Here is a 14,477-nt window from a genome sequence, read left to right on the forward strand (position 1 = left end):
AAAGATTTAGCGAATAAAGTTCAAATATTAGAACAAAAAGCTAAAAAGGTCTATGTCATTTTTGCCTATCGGGCGTCCAGCGGTGAACTGGATGCCTGCCCGAGAGTTCGGATGTCGCACCAGTCTGCCCGATCGTGTGCTCGGTCACTCGTTGGGAGGTGGCGGCGGCCACATAAGTGCGTGTGAAGGTCCTCACAGCACGGAATGCCGGGCGCGTCGGATGGCCGTACCCGGTGCGATCTCTAACAGTACGGGCGTTACGCTAAAACCGCATGTCAGCGCTACCGGCGGGTAGGTTTCACGCGTGCAATTTGCGGGCTAATTTCGCAAAGTTAGCAAAGGCCTGTCGAAACCTAGCTGGGATTCACACTTGCAACAGGTAGACGGCTATTTCCTGGTGTGCCATCGTGTGGAAGTACACCCCATGGGCCTAGCAAGCCTGCAAATTGCCGCCACAGCAGTTCGAGTGATGCTCGACCGTGGGGCACCGAAACGAAGAAGTGGAGTCAGAGATGTCGAACGTCGGCACCCCGAAGACCGCTGCCGAGATCCAGCAGGATTGGGACACCAACCCGCGCTGGAAGGGCATCACCCGCAACTACACCGCCGAGCAGGTGTCGAAGCTGCAGGGCACTGTCGTCGAAGAGGCCACCCTCGCCCGTCGTGGCTCGGAGATCCTCTGGGACCTCGTCAACAACGAGGACTACATCAACTCCCTCGGCGCCCTCACCGGCAACCAGGCGGTCCAGCAGGTCCGCGCCGGCCTGAAGGCCATCTACCTGTCCGGTTGGCAGGTCGCCGGTGACGCGAACCTGTCCGGCCACACCTACCCGGACCAGTCGCTGTACCCGGCCAACTCGGTGCCGTCCGTGGTGCGTCGCATCAACAACGCGCTGCTGCGTGCCGACGAGATCGCCAAGGTCGAGGGCGACACCTCGGTCCAGAACTGGCTGGCCCCCATCGTCGCCGACGCCGAGGCCGGTTTCGGTGGCGCGCTGAACGCCTACGAACTGCAGAAGGCCATGATCGCCGCCGGTGCCGCCGGTGTGCACTGGGAGGACCAGCTGGCCTCCGAGAAGAAGTGTGGCCACCTGGGCGGCAAGGTGCTGATCCCGACCCAGCAGCACATCCGCACCCTGACCTCCGCGCGCCTCGCGGCCGACGTCGCCGACGTGCCTTCGGTCATCATCGCGCGCACCGACGCCGAGGCCGCCACCCTGATCACCTCGGACGTGGACGAGCGCGACCGTGAGTTCCTGGACGGCACCCGCACCGCCGAGGGCTTCTTCGGTGTGCAGAACGGCATCGAGCCGTGCATCGCGCGTGCCAAGGCCTACGCCCCCTACGCCGACCTCATCTGGATGGAGACCGGCGTGCCGGACCTCGAGGTCGCCCGCAAGTTCGCCGAGTCCGTCCGTGGCGAGTTCCCGGACCAGCTGCTGGCCTACAACTGCTCGCCGTCCTTCAACTGGAAGGCGCACCTGGACGACGCGACCATCGCGAAGTTCCAGCGTGAGCTGGGTGCCATGGGCTTCAAGTTCCAGTTCAGCTCCCTGGCCGGCTTCCACTCGCTCAACTACGGCATGTTCGACCTGGCCTACGGCTACGCCCGCGAGGGTATGACCGCCTTCGTCGACCTGCAGGAGCGCGAGTTCAAGGCCGCCGCCGAGCGTGGCTTCACCGCCATCAAGCACCAGCGTGAGGTCGGTGCCGGTTACTTCGACACCATCGCCACCACCGTGGACCCGAACACCTCGACGGCGGCCCTGAGGGGTTCCACCGAAGAGGGGCAATTTCACTAGCCGCGCCTTCGCACGGCGTGTTCGCGGCCCCGAAGGCTCGCTTCCGAGCACTCGAGACTCGCGCCTTCGGCGCATGCGCTTCGAGTACTCGGAAGCGAGCCGGCCGCGAACGGTCGGTCGTAAGACTCCCTCCGTGGTTGTCGCTAAGGCAGTTTCGGAGCTTGAACCGGGTGCTCGCTTCAGGGAATGAGGTTCCCGACGTGAATACCGCTAATCCTCTACTCCAGTAGGGGTGTACCGCCCTCCCGGCTGAACAGCCCCAGCCGGGAGGGCATCCCTATACCTTGGACCATCGAAGGTCGGCTCTTATCGGAGCGGCCTTCGCCACCAGCCACCCGACAGCCAGACAAAAACAGCAGGAGCGGGACGTGAGCAGCGAGAAGATTCAGCGCGTCGGCATCATCGGTGCCGGACAGATGGGTGCGGGAATCGCGGAGGTGTGTGCCAGGGCGCATATCGACGTGCTCGTCTACGAGCAGACTCGGGAACTAGCCGCGGCGGGCCGCGCTCGCATCCTGCGTTCGCTGGACCGTGGCGTGAGCAGCGGCAAGATCACCGAGCGCGAACGCGAACAGGCCGCGTGGCGGCTGCGGTTCACCTCCGACCTCAGCGATTTCGCCGACCGCCAGTTGGTGGTCGAGGCGGTGCTCGAGGACGAGAAGGTGAAGACCGCCATCTTCGCCGAACTCGACAAGGTAGTCACCGATCCGGACGCGGTGCTGGCCTCCAACACCTCCTCCATCCCGATCATGAAGATCGCGGTCGCCACCGCCAACCCGGAGCGCGTGGTCGGCATGCACTTCTTCAACCCGGTGCCGGTGCTGCCGCTGGTCGAGCTGGTCACCACGCTGAAGACCAGCGAGGCGGTGTCCGTGCGCGCCGAGGCCTTCGCCAGCGATGTGCTCGGCAAGCAGGTCGTGCGCTCGGCCGACCGCTCCGGCTTCGTGGTGAACGCGTTGCTGGTGCCGTACCTGCTCTCGGCCATCCGGATGGTCGAATCCGGCTTCGCCACCAAGGAAGACGTCGACAAGGCGATGGTGCTCGGCTGCGCCCACCCGATGGGGCCGCTGGCACTGACCGACCTGGTCGGCCTCGACACCGTGAAGTCCATTGCCGACTCCATGTACCAGGAGTTCAAGGAGCCGCTGTACTCGGCGCCGCCGCTGCTGATGCGCATGGTCGAGGCCGGACTGCTCGGCAAGAAGACCGGCGCGGGCTTCTACCAGTACAAGGTTTGATCTGATCGCGTCGCTCCTGGTCTCGGCATCGTGATGGTGGTTGCGTCGGCACGCGAGCAACCCCGACGAGTGAGCCTTACGAGCGACGTTGGCCCGTCTCGCGGCCGCGGCGGTCGAAGCGACTCGACGTACGTAGTCGCGAGTCTCGACCACTCGGTCGCGAGATACGGGGCCCCGAATACCCGGTGCCGTAGGCGCCGCAAATCAGACAAAGCCGGTGCCGTTATCGGCATAGGCTGCAAGAAGGTCGGGTCTTGACTAGCGGCTCGGCCGAAACCGAGAGCGCAGCGCTGTTGCGGGGTCTGGGTCGAGGACACCGCGCAGGTGATCGAAAGGGAGTACCCCGCTCATGGTCAACGTCCAGGACGGTTACGGGTCGAGCATTCTCGGTTACCCGAGGATCGGGCCGCATCGGGAACTCAAGCGGGCGCTCGAGGGCTACTGGCACGGCGGGATCTCCCGTGACGAGTTGCTCGCGGTCGGGCGCGATATCCAGGAGCGGCAGTACAACGGTCTCGCCGCCACCGGTCTGACCCAGGTGCCGGGCAATACCTTCTCCTTCTACGACCACATTCTCGACAATGCGCTGCTGTTCGGTGCGGTGCCCGCGCGGTTCGAGCCGTTCCGGGACGAACTGCACCCGCTGGACTTCTACTTCCTGATGGCGCGCGGCCGCCCGGATCTGCCGCCGCTGGAGCTGGTGCGGTTGTTCGGCACCAACTACCACTACCGCCAGCCCGAACTCGATGAGAACACCGAATTCTCGCTGCACCCGGAGGCTTTGCTCGACGAATGGGACCGCGCGAAGGCTCGCGATATCGAGCTGCGCCCGGTGGTCGTCGGTCCGGTGTCGCTGTTGCTGCTGTCCAAGGCGGGCCATATCCCCGGTGAGGCAGGCGGTTTCGACACGCTGAGTCTGCTCGACAAGCTGCTTCCGGTGTACGAGGAGCTGTTCGAGATCCTCGCCAAGCGCGGGTCCACCTGTGTGCAGTTGGACGAGCCGTGCTTCACCAGTGAGCGCACCCCGGCCGAGCTGGCTGCTTTCGAGCGGGCCTACCAACGGCTTTCGACGGCAGCGCTGCGTCCGCGCATGCTGGTCACCGGGCAGTACGGCGATTTCGGTGAGGCGCTGCGGATTCTGGCCGAGACCAATGTCGAGGCCATCGGACTGGATCTGGCCAGCTATCGGATCCAGCCCGAAGAGCTCGCCGCGGTTCCCGGCATTCGGCGCAAGCGCCTGTACGCGGGGGTGATCAGCGGCCTCAATGTCTGGCGCGCGGATCGCTACGTGACGCTGGAATACCTCAACGAGCTGGCCGAGGTGTGCCCCGATCTGGTGGTGTCCACCGGTACGACGCTGCTGCACGTGCCCTATGACGTGCTCGCCGAATACGACATCGAGGGCCATGTCGCCGACCGCCTCGCCTTCGCGCGGCAGAAGGTGGGCGAGGTGGTTTCGCTGGCCAAGGCGCTCACCGAGGGACCGTCGGACAAGTGGCGCAAACGGCCGACCGAGGTGCACTTCAAGCAGAAACATGCAGTGCGGCAACGGGTTTATGCGATCACGCCCGATATGCGGACCCGCGAACCGTACGAGGTGCGTCGCGAAGCCCAGCAGCGCAAGCTGAATCTGCCGCTGGTGCCCGCCACCACACTGGGTTCGTTCCCGCAGACCGCCAGGATCCGCCAGGCCCGCTACGACCTCGGCCAGGGCAAACTGTCCTACGACGAATACCGCAAGAAGATCGAGGCCGAGATCGAGGCCACGATCCGCCTGCAGGAGGACATCGGGCTCGATGTGCTGGTGCACGGCGAACACGAGCGCAATGACATGATCCAGTACTTCGCCGAGCTGCTCGACGGCTTCGCGACCACGCACTTCGGCTGGGTGCAGGTGTACGGATCGCGTTGTGTGCGACCGCCGATCATCTACGGCGATGTCTCGCGGCCCGCGCCGATGTCGGTCGAGTGGATCAGCTACGCCCAGTCGCTGACCGATCGGCCGGTCAAGGGCATGGTCACCGGTCCGGTCACCATGATCGCCCGGTCGTTCGTGCGCCAGGACCAGCCGCTCTTCGAAACGGCCGACCAGGTCGCGCTGGCCATTCGCGATGAGGTCGTCGATCTCGAACGTGCCGGCATTTCGATCATCCAGGTCGACGAGCCCGCCATTCGCGAGCTGCTACCCATGCGCCCGGCGGGGCGCGCCGAATACCTGCGCTGGGCGGTCGCGGCATTCCGCTTGGCCACCTCCGGAGTCAGGCCGGATACCCAGATCCACACGCATATCGGCTATTCCGGGCGCACCGAGGTGGTCGATGCGATCGAGGAACTCGATGCCGATGTCACCGCGATCGTGGCCACCCGCTCGATCGAATGGGTGCTGAAGGCGCTCAAGGAGGACTCCGCCTCGGGCCACGGCCTGAGCCACGGTGTCGGTCCCGGTGTCTACGAAAGCCGTTCGGCGCGCATTCCCGACATCGATGAGCTCGACGAATTGCTCACCGCCGCAGCCGCAGCCGTGACGCCGGAACGGCTGTGGGCGAATCCGGACGGCGGTTTGAAGACCCGTCACTACTGGCAGCTGGAGCCCTCGCTGCGCAATATGGTCGCGGCGGCGCGCCGGGTCAGGCGGCGGGCGGCCGCGGCGGAGTAGCACCGAAGAAGAAGGCCGCCTTCATATCTCGCGATATGGAGGCGGCTTTTCGCTGGGCGTGATCGACGACATATTCAAATCGGTACGGTCCGTACCGTATCCTTGAGGCATGGCTGATCAGGCTTGGCCCGAGTCGTTGCCGGTGGCGCAGGTTCGTATTGCCCGGCCCACCGATCGGCTGGCGGAGGTCGTGCGGTTCTACGTCGAGGGGTTAGGACTGCGCGAGCTCTACCGATTCGAAAACCACGCGGGCTATGACGGAGTAATGCTCGGACTGCCCGGGACCGGATATCACCTGGAGTTCACCACGCATGTGGACGGCAGTCCCGGCACGGCGCCCAGTGCGGAAAACCTACTGGTGCTGTACTTCTCGAACGAATCGCAGATGTTCGACGTGGCACAGCGACTCGGCGAATTCGGGGTGCAGCCCGTCCCCGCCGAGAATCCGTACTGGGCCGCCAATGGTGGCTTGACCTTCCCCGATCCGGATGGTTGGCGCGTTGTACTCATGCCACGTCCGGTGTTCTGATGCCCGGCCGCGCCCGCGAAGACCGAATCGATATCGCGATCCTCGCGGCGGCCCGAGAGCTATTGGACGAGAACGGCTATGCCGAACTGTCCATCGGCAGGGTAGCGTCCAGGGCCGGTCTGCACCGGCCCGCGATCTACCGCCGCTGGCCATCGAAACGGCACCTGGTTGTCGATGTCGTGGCCGACCTGCTGGGACTGCAACCAACGCCCGATACCGGTGACCTGCGCGCCGACCTGACCATCGCAGTGCGGAATCTGGTTGCGGCACTGCGCGATACCTCACTGAGCCACGTACTGCCGGCTCTGGTGGCCGATCTCGCCAATGACCCGGACCTACGCGCGCATTTCCTGGCCACGGTCTTCGAACCGCGCAGACATACCACCGCTATCGCACTGCGATCAGCGATCCGCCGTGGCGAAATCGATCCGAACACCGACCTGGATTTCGTTCTGGACGCCCTCGTCGCCCCGATCTACTACCGAGCCCTCTTCGGTCACCTACCGCTGACCGACCACCTCGCCGACCAATCGGTCGACGCCGTGCTCCGCGTGCTGGCCCACTGACTGCTGCCCCACCGCAGCGTGCGGGATGAACCGCCCGGTTCCCGATGTTGATCCGGTGACCTACGCCGCAATACTGCAATCGGGAGCCCAACAGCATGTCCTCAGGAGCACCGGCTGACGCGAGAACCCTTCGACTCGGCATCGCACCGCATCGGTTATGGCCCGATGCCGCAACCGACCTGGATAACATCGTCGAAACAGCCCGTGCCGCAGAACAATTGGGCTTCGACCACATTATTGCGGGCAGTCATGTGCTCGCGGGCGAGCTCGGAGTCACCCACGATCCGCTGATCATGTTGTCGGCGATCGCGGGTGCGACCTCGCGCATCGGCATCGCGACCAGCGTGCTGATCCTGCCGCTGTACAACCCGGTCGTGCTGGCACACCAAACCGCAACGCTGGACCGGCTGTCGCGTGGCCGGTTCACGCTCGGTGTCGGGACAGGTTGGGACCGAAGTGAATTCGATGCGGTCGGAGTGGCATTTGGTGCGCGCGGACGCCGCACCGACGAGCATCTGGAATTGCTCACATCGTTGTGGCGGGGTGCGGCCGAGCCGCGCATCGGCATCGCGCCGTACACGGCCGGTGGACCAGCGGTGTGGGTCGGCGGGCAAAGTGATGCCGCGATGCGTAGAACCTTGCGCTTCGGCAGCGCGTGGCACGGTGCGGTCGCCGATCCCGCCGAGCTGCATCGAATCCGGAACCGGCTCACCGAACTCGCCGAGGCTTCGGGCTTTGAACCGAAACCGTTGCGACTGACCTCCGTGGCATTCGTGGTCCCACCGGGATTCGATGCCATCGACCGTGATCCCGGACGGCTGCTCGGCGGCCCGAGACCATCGGCCGCGAGCATTGCCGACGAACTCGGCGCGCTATCCGACGCCGGACTCGACGCCTGCTCGGTCTGGTTGCCGGTACCGGCTCCTGCATTCGCCGACGCGATGAGTTGGCTCGCCCATGAGGTGCTGCCACAACTCGAAAGGCGTTGATCCCGTGGCGCGTTCGACACGGGGGTTCAGTGGCTCAGGGCGGCGACCGCGAGCATGAAGGTGGCGCCGGTGACGGTGCAGGCGAGGGTCAGGCGGGAGGGGTGTTCGGCGTGTGCCTCGGGGAGGATATCGGCGGTGGCCAGGTAGAGCAGGAAACCGGCGAAGTAGCCGAGGTAGAGGCCGACGGTTTCGGCGGGAAGACGGATGACGGTACCGATTACCGCGCCGACGACCGGTGCGATCGCATCCAGGGCGAGCAGGGTGATGGCGCGCTTGCGGGCACTGCCGTAGAGGGTGGTGATGGTGAAAGTGTTGAAGCCGTCGGCGAAGTCGTGACAGATGACGGCGATGGCGACCGCGACGCCGACGGTGGCCCCGGCCTGGAAGCCCAGACCGATGCCGAGGCCGTCGAGGGTGCTGTGGAAGATCAGCCCGGCCGCTGCGAGTAGTCCGACGGATTCGAAACCGTGCTTGTGTGCACCGAATTCGCGTTCGTGACCGGTATGGATGGCAACCGCGCGTTCGATCACGTGGATGGTCACGAAGCCGACCACAGTGGCGATGAGCGCCGGCGGAACCCCGAGTGCGCTGTGCCCCTGCTGCGCCAATGCCTCGGGCAGCAGGTCGAAGAAGACAACCCCCAACATGACGCCCGCCGCCAACCCGAGCACCAGATGTCTGCGGTCGCCGATCCGCACCGCCACCAGCCCGCCGACCAGCGTCGAGCACATCGAAACCAGCGCAAGCAGAATCGCCATCGGTCCAGCATCTGCCACCGGTCCGCAGCACAATGCGATATCCGGCCTGCGTGTTCGCGAGGTATGAGCCTGTGGTCTGGGCATTACGTTCGCGGGGTAGGCGGCTGCGGCTGGGGTATTACGTTCGCCGGGCGTGCGCGTGCGGCTGGGGTATTACGTTCGCCGGGCGTGCGCGTGCAGCTGGAGTATTACGTTCGCCGGGCGTGCGCGTGCAGCTGGAGTATTACGTTCGCCGAGCGTGCGGCGTGCGGCTGGGGCATTGCATTCGCCGAGCGTGCGCGAGCAGTAGGACATCACGTTCGCCGTCCTTCGCCTGCGGCCAGGGTGTTTACGCTCGTTCCCCTGCGGCTACGGCGCGGGCCGTGGCCGAGTCGGGGGCAGAAACGCGGCGATCGCGCGCAGTCCGGTGGTGATATCGGCAGCGGTGGGAGCGTGATCGGGGTCCACCAGATGTTGGACCAGCAGGCCGCCGATCATGGTCTGCAGGACATCGCCGATTCGAGAGTCCGGCTCGACCAGGCCGAACAGTTCGGCGAGTCCAGTGCGCGCCGCGGCCTGCGCGGAGCCGAACTCGGCGCGCAGTTCGGGAGAGTGCAGCGCCTGGGCAAGACCTTCCACATTGGCCGACCACACCGCGGGATTCTCGGTGAACGAAGTGATCAGCCGCTGCAGGAAATCGTGCAGGCGGGCGGCCGGATCGGCGCCGGCGCGGTCGGGCAGTGACTCGAGTATCTGTTGCACCGCGGCCGCGCTCGACTCCATCATCGCCTGATTGAGCAGCTTGTCGCGGGTGCCGAAGTGGTAGTTGATGGCGGCCAGGTTGCTGCCGGACGCGGCCACGATATCGCGCACGGTGGTGCGCGCGTAACCGCGTTCGGCCAGGCATTGCTTGGCCGCGGTGAGTAGATCTTCTCGGGTTCCCACAGCCGCACCCTATCAGTCCGGCATACACCTGTTTGTGACGAATGTTTCAAACATTTGTCTGTGACAAGCGTTTGAAACAGATGTATGTTGAGGGCACCGCCCGTTCCGACACATGAGGTACGAGATGACCACGCAGCGACCGATTTCCCCCTTCGAGCTGACCTACTTCGACTCCGGCAGCAGGCTCGGCAGCGTGCCGACCGGCGATATGCCGTTGTTCATCGGCTCCACCGTGCACGGTTCGCTCGATATCGAAATCCTGCGTCGCGTACTCGATGAACTGTCGGCCGCACATCCGCTGCTGCGCAGTAGGCCGGTGGCCGATGCGGAGAATGTGCTGCACTTCGTTCGAGACGACGCATACCGACCGCGCCTCGAGGTCGCCGACGGCGGCGAAGCCGAATATCTGAATCTGGTGAACGGGCCACGGGATTGGCGCGACGGCCTGTTCCGCGCCCATCTACTGCGCGACCGCGATCGTGATCAGATCGTCCTGGTCGTTCATCACGGCATCGCCGACGGCAGATCGGCTTTCGCACTGCTCGAGCAGATGTGGCAGCGCTACACCGCGCACGCGACGGGGACCGCACTGCCGCAATCGGATTCGGACCAGGGGCTGCCCGAGGCGATCGATGACCGACTCGGCGAGGTCATCTCGGACACGGAGGTCGCCGATTGGCTCGACCAGCTCCGGTCCGGTGCCGCGACCATGGGGCCGGAATCCGCCCCGCGCACCCTGCCGGTGGACGGCAGCCGTGTCGATCCGCTCGGTCGTTTCGCGGTACAGCGCATCGAACTGGACGCCGAGGAAACCCGGGTGCTCATCGATACGGCTCGCGCACACGATCTTTCGGTCAACAGCCTGCTCGGTGGCGCGGGCCTGATCGCATTCCGGTCCCAGCTCGAGCCGCCTACCGGCCCGCTGCCGATGTTCTGCGGGCATGCCGTTGATGTGCGGTCCGAGGTGGATCTGCCCGCGAGCACCATGCTCAACTGCGCCTCGGGCGTGGGCACTCCCGCGATGGTCTCGCACGATTCGAGCCCGATCGAGGTCGCGCACCAGGTGGCTGCGGGTATGCGCGCCGCCAAGGAGCGGCGCGAAGCGGCGGTCTTCCTACTCGCGGCGCAACGCGTACCGGACGAGCCGACCGCCGCGATCCTGTCCGCGGCACCGACCCTCGCCATCTCCAATATCGGTCGCCTGCCCGCACATTCGACCCCCGATGGCATCCGGATCATTCGCGACGATGTGTATGCGATGGGCCCCGGTATGCCACCCAAGCTGACCATGTTCACGGTCGGTGAACGGCTCACGATTCAGGTCGAATACGACACCGCGCACCACAGCCGAGCGCAGCTGGGCAAGATCGGTCTGGCGCTGATCGCCGCACTCCAGGGCATCGGCGGCGCATAGCCTGGTGTTATCCGGTCGGCGGCCGCCTGCTGCCGGTGAAACGAATGGTCAACTGCCGGATCCACTTTCGTTGCTTCTTCGGCGGCCGCTCGGTCTTATCGGCGTCGGTATCCGCTTCGACCTCGTAGCGACGGATATAGGCGCCAGCAAACGCCTGTACCGTCGCGGTGACCGGAATCGCCAGCAGTGCACCGGTCGGCCCGAGGATCGCGGCACCCGCGATGACCGCGCCGAATGCGACGGCCGGATGCATATCCAACGTGGTCGCGGTGATTCTCGGCTGCAGGACATAGTTTTCGAACTGCTGGTACACCACAATGAAGCCCAGAATCCACAGCGCGCTGGATGGGTTGTGTACCAGCGCGACGAGCACCGGCAGCGCACCGGCGAGGTAGGTGCCGACGGTCGGGATGAACTGCGAGACAACGCCGACCCACAGTGCGAGCGCGAATGCCGACGGCACATCGAGCACGCGCAGTGCGACATAGTGCGCGATCGTGGAGCACAGCGCGAGCAGCGCGCGCGAATAGATGTAGCCGCCGGTCTTTTCGACGGCGATATCCCAGGCACGCAATACATGTCGCTGGCGGTTCGGCGGCAGCAGTGAGCTGACCGCATTGCGGAATCGCGGTCCGTCGGCGGCGAAGTAATAGGTGAACAGCAGCACGCCGAGGGCCTGGAAGATGGCACCGATCGCAGCGGTGCCGATGCCCCAGGCATTGCCCGCCAGTCCGACCAGATAGCGGTCGATGGTGGAACTCCACTCACCGAGGTACTTCTGGATATCGTCGCTGGACAGATGGGTTTTGAAGGTGCGATTGACCCAGCCGATGACCTGATCCGCATTATTGGGCGCGTTCTTGACCAACGTGGTGACCTGATCGATGAGCAGCGCGCCGAGCGTCCACACGAATGCGACGGTGGCCGCGGTCAGCAGCAGGAAGACCAACCCGGTCGCCAGCCCGCGCCGCACTCCGCGCGCGGCAAGCCAATTCACCGCGGGCTCGATGGCGAACGCCAGGAACAGCGAAACCAGCAGAACCAGCAGAAATCCCTGCAACTTCTGCAGCACCCAGAAGCCGAATACCAGCCCGGCCACCGTCGCCGCGGCCAGCAGGAAGGCCCGCAACAGCCATGGCGGCGGCCCCGCCGTCACATCGGCGGTAACCACCGCCGTTTCGGCGGGCGGCGTTCGATCTTCATCCGCAGGCACACCGCCAAGCTACTGAACCGAACACGAATTCGCGCAACGACATGCGCGCGTCCGCCGCACGACTCGACTCGGCCGCGCGCACCGAATATGCCCCCGAAGTGTCGGTATCAGATCGTCGACGCGTCGATCACGAACCGGTACCGCACATCACTGGCGACAACCCGGTCGTACGCGCCGTCGATCTCATCGGCCGAGATCAGTTCGATCTCCGCGCCGATCCCGTGATCGGCGCAGAAGTTCAGCATCTCCTGGGTCTGTGCGATGCCGCCGATCATCGAGCCCGCCAGCGCGCGACGGTACCCGGCGATGGTGAAAGGTCTGACGCTCAACGGGTTTTCGGGCATGCCGAGGATCACCAAGGTGCCGTCCAGTTTCAGCAGCCGCAGGTAGTTGTCGATCGGCAGGTCGGCCGAGACGGTATTGAGGATGAGGTCGAATCGGTTGCGCAGATCGCGGAAGGTCTGCTTGTCACCGGTCGCGTAGTAGTGCTGCGCGCCGAAGCGCTTGCCGTCGTCCTGTTTGCTCAGCGAATGGCTCAGCACGGTGACCTCGGCCCCCATTGCCGCGGCGATCTTCACCCCGACGTGTCCGAGTCCACCCATGCCGATGATCGCGACCTGCTTGCCCGGTCCCGCGTTCCAGTGCCGCAGCGGGGAGAACACCGTGATACCCGCGCACAGCAGCGGCGCCGCCACATCGAGTCCGATGCCCTCCGGAATGGACAGCACGAAGTTCTCGGTCACCACGACCCGGGTCGAGTAGCCGCCCAAGGTGTGACCACCGGGCTGAACGGACGGGTCCACCGGGGTGTTGTAGGTCATGGTGGCGCCGTTATCGCAGTACTGCTCTTCATTGGCCAGACACGGACCGCAGACGCCGCAGGAGTCGACCATGCACCCGACGCCGACCCGGTCGCCGACCCGATGCTTGGTCACCTCGGAGCCGACCGCGGCGACAATGCCCGCGATCTCATGGCCGGGGATGCAGGGGTACTTCGTCCTACCCCATTCATCGCGGGCGATGTGGATATCGGAGTGGCAGATGCCCGCGTACGCGACATCTATCAGCACATCGCGCGGCCCGAGCTCGCGCCGCTCGATGACGAGCCGCTCGAACGGCCCCTCGGGCGCGGACATCGCATACGCGGCAGCAACGCTCATGCGTACATGCCTACCGTCGGATGCGCAGGTTTGCCAAACGCAGCGCCTGTTGGACATCTCCTGGCCACAATGGAACTGGTCAAAGGCCCAGCCGGAGGCGGAGACGATGGACGACGAACGGCACCGCGCGCCCGAGGGGCAGCGCGTCGGCGGCGGCGGGCGCGCGCTCGCGCTGTTGTTCGCCCTCGTGCTCGCGGTCGCGGCCTTCTTCGGCTGCCGCGGTGAGCTGTCGGAATGGACCTGGCCGTCCGGCGCGGACGACTCCGCATCCGCCCTGCTCGAACCGCTGCCACCGCTGGATCCGGCGGCGGTCGCGCAGGCCGTGCAACCGGCACTCGTGAATATCAGCACCTCCTCGCGCCCGTTCGGGCTCGGTGCGGCCGGATCCGGGATCGTGCTCACCACCGACGGCCAGGTGCTGACCAGCCATCACGTGGTGAAGGGCGCCGATACGGTGACCGTCACCGATGTCGGCAACGGCACCGTCTACGACGCGAGGGTGCTCGGCTACGACTCCAGCGCGGATATCGCGCTGCTGGAACTTTCGGGCGCGGCCGAGCTGATGATCGCGCGCGTCGGCAACTCCGCCGATCTGCGCATACACGAGCAGGTGCTGGCCATTGGAAATGCGGGCGGCACCGGCGGCACCCCGACCTCGGTCCAGGGCGATATCACCGATCTGAGCAGCACGATCGTCGCGCTCAACACCTCGGATCTGACCCGCAAGTCGCTGACCGGAATGGTCGAGATCGCCGCGCCCGTCACTGCGGGACAGTCCGGTGGTGCGCTCGCCGATCCCGGTGGCACGGTGGTCGGCGTCATCACCGCCGCATCGGGGGAGACCGCGCGTGAGGTCGGACGCACACCGAACGGCTATGCGGTGCCGATCGATACGGCCATGCGGGTGGTGTACCAGATTCGTTCCGGTACACCCACCGAGACGGTGCACATCGGGCCGACGGCGACGCTCGGCGTGCTGATCTCGGATGCGAAACCCAGTGGGGCCCGGGTCGATGTCGCGCTGTACGGCTTACCGGCATATGCGGCAGGACTCATCGACGGGGATGTGATCACCTCGATCGACGGCCGTGACATCACCAATGCGAAGGCGTTGCGGGCCGCCATGAATGTGCACAAGCCGGATGACACCGTGCTGCTCGGCGTCACCGGTGTGGGTGGTGCGCACCGGACGGTCAGCGTGGTGCTCGCGCTGGGCACACCGAACTGA

Annotated in this window: 12 protein-coding genes; 8 read left to right on the top strand and 4 right to left on the bottom strand. The window is 65.5% G+C overall.

What is annotated here, in order from left to right; genetic code table 11:
* The first annotated feature begins 512 nt into the window (after nucleotides 1–512).
* The 6 genes from aceA (at nucleotide 513) to ABZW16_RS17165 (ending at nucleotide 7,780) form a co-directional block, all read left to right on the top strand.
* The gene (gene aceA, locus ABZW16_RS17140) at nucleotides 513–1,802 is read left to right on the top strand and encodes an isocitrate lyase (RefSeq protein ID WP_354956833.1); all 1,290 of its coding nucleotides are present in this window, start codon (nucleotides 513–515) and stop codon (nucleotides 1,800–1,802) included.
* A gap of 368 nt (nucleotides 1,803–2,170) precedes the next feature.
* Nucleotides 2,171–3,040: a 3-hydroxybutyryl-CoA dehydrogenase gene (locus ABZW16_RS17145; RefSeq protein WP_354956835.1), complete on the top strand. Its 870-nt coding sequence runs from the start codon at nucleotides 2,171–2,173 to the stop codon at nucleotides 3,038–3,040.
* Between the two features lie 349 nt (nucleotides 3,041–3,389).
* Nucleotides 3,390–5,696, top strand: coding sequence for a 5-methyltetrahydropteroyltriglutamate--homocysteine S-methyltransferase (gene metE / locus ABZW16_RS17150; protein ID WP_354956837.1), 2,307 nt, complete (start codon nucleotides 3,390–3,392; stop codon nucleotides 5,694–5,696).
* A gap of 109 nt (nucleotides 5,697–5,805) precedes the next feature.
* Nucleotides 5,806–6,225, top strand: a complete 420-nt coding sequence (locus tag ABZW16_RS17155; RefSeq protein ID WP_354956839.1) for a VOC family protein — start codon at nucleotides 5,806–5,808, stop codon at nucleotides 6,223–6,225.
* On the top strand, nucleotides 6,225–6,791 hold the full coding sequence (locus ABZW16_RS17160) for a TetR/AcrR family transcriptional regulator (RefSeq protein ID WP_354956841.1): 567 nt from the start codon (nucleotides 6,225–6,227) through the stop codon (nucleotides 6,789–6,791). Before ABZW16_RS17155 ends, ABZW16_RS17160 begins: the two co-directional genes overlap by 1 nt.
* Nucleotides 6,792–6,886: 95 nt before the next feature.
* On the top strand, nucleotides 6,887–7,780 hold the full coding sequence (locus tag ABZW16_RS17165) for an LLM class flavin-dependent oxidoreductase (protein WP_354956843.1): 894 nt from the start codon (nucleotides 6,887–6,889) through the stop codon (nucleotides 7,778–7,780).
* Between the two features lie 26 nt (nucleotides 7,781–7,806).
* Here ABZW16_RS17165 and ABZW16_RS17170 read toward each other — a convergent pair whose 3' ends face one another.
* Both ABZW16_RS17170 and ABZW16_RS17175 read right to left on the bottom strand, forming a co-directional pair.
* Nucleotides 7,807–8,538 (bottom strand): ZIP family metal transporter, encoded by a 732-nt coding sequence (locus ABZW16_RS17170; RefSeq protein ID WP_354956845.1) that lies wholly within the window; start codon nucleotides 8,536–8,538, stop codon nucleotides 7,807–7,809.
* Between the two features lie 348 nt (nucleotides 8,539–8,886).
* Entirely contained in the window at nucleotides 8,887–9,462 is a 576-nt protein-coding gene (locus tag ABZW16_RS17175; RefSeq protein WP_354956847.1) for a TetR/AcrR family transcriptional regulator, read from the bottom strand.
* Nucleotides 9,463–9,586: 124 nt separating this feature from the next.
* Here ABZW16_RS17175 and ABZW16_RS17180 point away from each other — a divergent pair, with 124 nt between their 5' ends.
* Entirely contained in the window at nucleotides 9,587–10,876 is a 1,290-nt protein-coding gene (locus tag ABZW16_RS17180) for a condensation domain-containing protein (protein WP_354956849.1), read from the top strand.
* 7 nt (nucleotides 10,877–10,883) lie between these two features.
* On the opposite strand, the gene ABZW16_RS17185 is transcribed toward ABZW16_RS17180, so the two are convergent.
* Both ABZW16_RS17185 and ABZW16_RS17190 read right to left on the bottom strand, forming a co-directional pair.
* Nucleotides 10,884–12,089 (bottom strand): AI-2E family transporter, encoded by a 1,206-nt coding sequence (locus ABZW16_RS17185; protein ID WP_354956851.1) that lies wholly within the window; start codon nucleotides 12,087–12,089, stop codon nucleotides 10,884–10,886.
* Nucleotides 12,090–12,196: 107 nt separating this feature from the next.
* Nucleotides 12,197–13,249 carry an NAD(P)-dependent alcohol dehydrogenase gene (locus tag ABZW16_RS17190; RefSeq protein WP_354956853.1) on the bottom strand — a complete coding sequence of 351 codons (1,053 nt, stop codon included), beginning with the start codon at nucleotides 13,247–13,249 and terminating at the stop codon, nucleotides 12,197–12,199.
* 106 nt (nucleotides 13,250–13,355) lie between these two features.
* On the opposite strand from ABZW16_RS17190, the gene ABZW16_RS17195 reads away from it, so the two are divergent.
* Nucleotides 13,356–14,477, top strand: a complete 1,122-nt coding sequence (locus ABZW16_RS17195) for a trypsin-like peptidase domain-containing protein (RefSeq protein WP_354956855.1) — start codon at nucleotides 13,356–13,358, stop codon at nucleotides 14,475–14,477.

The sequence above is a fragment of the Nocardia sp. NPDC004604 genome, from assembly GCF_040609795.1.
Taxonomy (GTDB): domain Bacteria; phylum Actinomycetota; class Actinomycetes; order Mycobacteriales; family Mycobacteriaceae; genus Nocardia.

What these genes read in the sequence shown, in the direction of transcription:
- aceA (WP_354956833.1), top strand. Translation starts at nt 513, where the DNA reads ATGTCGAACGTCGGCACCCCGAAGACCGCTGCCGAGATCCAGCAGGAT.
- metE (WP_354956837.1), top strand. Translation starts at nt 3,390, where the DNA reads ATGGTCAACGTCCAGGACGGTTACGGGTCGAGCATTCTCGGTTACCCG.
- ABZW16_RS17155 (WP_354956839.1), top strand. Translation starts at nt 5,806, where the DNA reads ATGGCTGATCAGGCTTGGCCCGAGTCGTTGCCGGTGGCGCAGGTTCGT.
- ABZW16_RS17160 (WP_354956841.1), top strand. Translation starts at nt 6,225, where the DNA reads ATGCCCGGCCGCGCCCGCGAAGACCGAATCGATATCGCGATCCTCGCG.
- ABZW16_RS17165 (WP_354956843.1), top strand. Translation starts at nt 6,887, where the DNA reads ATGTCCTCAGGAGCACCGGCTGACGCGAGAACCCTTCGACTCGGCATC.
- ABZW16_RS17170 (WP_354956845.1), bottom strand. Translation starts at nt 8,538, where the DNA reads ATGGCGATTCTGCTTGCGCTGGTTTCGATGTGCTCGACGCTGGTCGGC.
- ABZW16_RS17180 (WP_354956849.1), top strand. Translation starts at nt 9,587, where the DNA reads ATGACCACGCAGCGACCGATTTCCCCCTTCGAGCTGACCTACTTCGAC.
- ABZW16_RS17190 (WP_354956853.1), bottom strand. Translation starts at nt 13,249, where the DNA reads ATGAGCGTTGCTGCCGCGTATGCGATGTCCGCGCCCGAGGGGCCGTTC.
- ABZW16_RS17195 (WP_354956855.1), top strand. Translation starts at nt 13,356, where the DNA reads ATGGACGACGAACGGCACCGCGCGCCCGAGGGGCAGCGCGTCGGCGGC.